At 69.3% G+C, this 3,010-nt stretch carries 4 protein-coding genes and 1 pseudogene; 2 read left to right on the plus strand and 3 right to left on the minus strand.

The window, feature by feature from the left end; genetic code table 11:
* Positions 1–201 (plus strand): annotated as a pseudogene (locus tag Q0C38_RS23155) (hypothetical protein); the annotation flags it as partial.
* A gap of 136 nt (positions 202–337) precedes the next feature.
* On the opposite strand, the gene Q0C38_RS23160 reads toward Q0C38_RS23155, so the two are convergent.
* From Q0C38_RS23160 to Q0C38_RS23170, 3 genes are all read right to left on the minus strand, one after another.
* Positions 338–1,519 carry a patatin-like phospholipase family protein gene (locus Q0C38_RS23160; RefSeq protein ID WP_291299502.1) on the minus strand — a complete coding sequence of 394 codons (1,182 nt, stop codon included), beginning with the start codon at positions 1,517–1,519 and terminating at the stop codon, positions 338–340.
* Positions 1,520–1,591: 72 nt separating this feature from the next.
* Positions 1,592–1,963, minus strand: coding sequence for a ferredoxin (locus Q0C38_RS23165; protein WP_291299503.1), 372 nt, complete (start codon positions 1,961–1,963; stop codon positions 1,592–1,594).
* 7 nt (positions 1,964–1,970) lie between these two features.
* A complete protein-coding gene (locus Q0C38_RS23170) occupies positions 1,971–2,234 on the minus strand; it encodes a DUF6489 family protein (protein WP_291299504.1) in 264 nt (87 codons plus the stop codon).
* A 45-nt stretch (positions 2,235–2,279) separates the two neighbouring features.
* Here Q0C38_RS23170 and Q0C38_RS23175 point away from each other — a divergent pair.
* The coding region (locus tag Q0C38_RS23175; protein WP_291299505.1) for a pyridoxal-phosphate dependent enzyme at positions 2,280–3,010 on the plus strand (731 nt) is incomplete at its 3' end.

Genomic DNA, 3,010 nt, shown 5'->3' on the forward strand with positions numbered 1-3,010 from the left:
TATGTCAAGGTGAAGGGCGCCTCGTTCGAGCACGGGCTGCTCGAGATCGACCTGGTGCGCGAGGTGCCCGAGGCGATGAAGCCCAGGCGCATCGAGATCGGCACACGTGCCGGCGACCGGCGACCGGGCGACAGCAAGGTGCTGGAGAACACGGCCGACCATTCAGGCGACGGGCGCGTCGAGCAGCTGAAACGCGCCTGATCCGGGGGAGGCCGGCACCGCCGCCGCGGCAACGCGGCGGCGGTGCCGGCGCTGCTGCGCGGCGGCTTTCGCCGTGGCGGAGATCAGGAGGAGAGTACGAGCGACTCAATCTCGCCGTTCGCCCTCTCGCACCGCCTCAGACCCCGAACGGCGGCTTCTTCGCCCAGGGGTATCCCTGGCGCGCGCGCGCGTAGGCGAAGTCGAACAGGCTGCGCATGTAGGGGTTGTCGAACGGTTGGGGCGAGACCTGGGTGAAGTCGTCGCCGATGTAGGCCAGGTTGAAGCCGATGCCGTCGGCCCGCGTCGCGTTGTAGATGCGCATGACGTCGTTGGCGCCGCTCATGGTGATCATGGTGTCGATGGCCCGGCCGATGATCCCCAGCGTCTGCCGTTCGGTGCGCGACCAGTTGGGATCGAGCCGGCCGTTGCGGATGACATAGGCCTCGGCCTTGACCACGCGCTGGCCGGCGGCGGTCCGCTGACGGCGCTGCGCGGTCAGGGAGGGCGGATAGAGGAAGGCCTGGGCGAAGGCGCCGCCGTCGACATGCAACTCCTGATAGGGCCGGCCGTCGAGCGTGACGTCGAACATGGTGGGCGGGAACGCCCCGGGGATGGCGGCCGAGGCGAGCAGGATGCGCCGGATGGTGTCGGTGGCGCGCGGATGGCCGCTGGCCGCAATGGCGCCGATGTTCCAGATGACGCCGAGCTGGGCGTCGAGGTCGCTGGTGCCGATCAACAGCAGCCGGCCCTCGCCATAGGCGCGGGCGATGTCGCGCACCATGCGGTCGTCGAGGTAGCGCGAGATCGTGGCAAAGAGCGGCGCATTGTCGGCCAGCGCATCGTCGTTCAGGGCGGCGATGAGGCCGCGCGGCCGCAGGACGTCGCGCGTGGTGATGCCGGTATAGACCTCGCGCAGCTGGGGATCGTAGGCGGTGCCGAGAAAGGCGAAGGGCGCCGTCAGCGCGCCGGTGCTGACGCCCGTCACCCAGTCGAAGACGGGACGGCTGCCCTGCTCGCTCCAGCCGCACAGCAGCCCGGCACCGAAGGCGCCGTTCTCGCCGCCGCCGGAAACCGCCAGCATCTCGTAGGGCGGCATGTCGGCGGCCCTGGTCACGCCGTGGAAGCGGGCGCGGCGCTCCGCCGCCTGCGCGAGCTCGGCCTCGATGAGCTTCATGTCGATGACGGGATGGAAGCGCTCGTTCGGCAGGCCGAGCACGGTCGCCCGCGTCGCCGCCGCCCGCGGCACCGGCTCGCCGCGCGGCAGCTCGCCGCACGCCGACAATCCCATGGCAGCGCCGCCCCCGGCGAGCAGGCGCAAAACGTCACGTCGATTGTTCATTGGTCGTCTCTCCCTGTTGGCATCGGTGCGGCGCCCGGCGAGGGGCACCCCCTACTTCGCCCGATCTTCCGGCAGCTTGTCCTTGGTCTGCAGCATCAGCCGCTCGACGCGCCCGCCCTTGAGCATGTGCGTCTCCAGCACCTCGTCGATGTCTTCCCTGGTCGGCACCGAATACCAGACGCCCTCGGGATAGATCACCAGGGTCGGCCCCAGCTCGCAGCGGTCGAGGCAGCCGGCGCTGTTGATGCGCACGTTCTTGAGGCCGAGATCCTTGGCGCGGCTCTTCATGTGGTCGCGCAGCGCCTCGCCGCCCTTCTCGGCGCAGCAGCCGCGCGGATGGCCGGCCGGGCGACGGTTGGTGCAGCAGAAGACGTGGGCTTCGTAGTAGGGCTTCGGGTCAGTCGCCCTTTCGCGTGCGCTCATCGTCCGGTCAGCCCTTCTTGCCGGTGCCGGAAGCGATGCCGGCCAGTTGCTGCCAGAAGGCCTGTTGCATCTGCTGCATCTGCTCGACGCCCTGCATGGACGCCGGCAGCCAGGTCTTGAACACCGTTTCCGGGTTCATGGCGCCGAGGCCGGAACGCATCCGCTCCTCGATCTCGCCCATGATGCGGTCCTGCATCGGCTTGAGGTCGGGCAGGCCGAAGAAGGCGCGGGCCTCCTCGGGGGTGCAGGTCACTTCGACGTTCACTTTCATGGCGGGCTCTCCGTTTCCCCGACTTTAGCATGCTATGACCCCGGCATGACGACCCTCTCCTTTCCCGCCTGGCTGGCCAAGAATCCCCGGCTGGACCGGGATCTCGCCTTCGGCCGCGAGCAGCAGTTCGTGGTCAATCCCAACGGCGTGCCCGAGCTTGCCCGGGAGCTGGGCGAATGCCCCGCGCATAAAGTGACGCCGCTCCATCGCCTGCCGGCGCTGGCCGAGCGGCTGGGCGTGGGCGAGGTCCGGGTCAAGGACGAGAGCCAGCGGTTCGGCTTCGGCGCCTTCAAGGCGCTAGGCGGCGTGCTGGCGGTCTACACCGTGCTGTCGGGCGCGGTCGGCGACGCCACCCACGTCAATGCGACGTTCGCCGACGTGATGGCGGGCAAGCACCGCGAGGTCACGGCGAAGTACATCTTCACCACCGCGAGCTCGGGCAACCACGGCCGCTCGGTCGCGGCGGGCGCAAAACTGTTCGGCAATCGCTGCGTGATCTTCCTGCCGAAGTTCACCAGCGCCGACAAGGAAGCCGCCATCCAGGCGCGCGGCGCCGAGGTGATCCGGGTCGACGGCGACTACGACACCGCCGTCGCCGAATGCCGCCGCCAGGCCGAGGCCAAGGGCTGGACGATCATCTCCGACACCTCGTGGGAAGGCTACGACGCGATCCCGCGCAGCGTGATGCGTGGTTACACGGTGCTGGTCGAGGAAATCGTCCAGCAGTGGAAGGACGCGCCGACGCATGTGTTCGTGCAGGCCGGCGTCGGCGGTCT

The organism is Elioraea sp., from assembly GCF_022842375.1.
In the GTDB taxonomy this organism is placed as follows: Bacteria; Pseudomonadota; Alphaproteobacteria; order Acetobacterales; family Acetobacteraceae; genus Elioraea_A.

Excerpts from the sequence above, each read along its gene's own strand:
- Q0C38_RS23165 (WP_291299503.1), bottom strand. The coding sequence starts at position 1,963 with ATGAGCGCACGCGAAAGGGCGACTGACCCGAAGCCCTACTACGAAGCC.
- Q0C38_RS23170 (WP_291299504.1), bottom strand. The coding sequence starts at position 2,234 with ATGAAAGTGAACGTCGAAGTGACCTGCACCCCCGAGGAGGCCCGCGCC.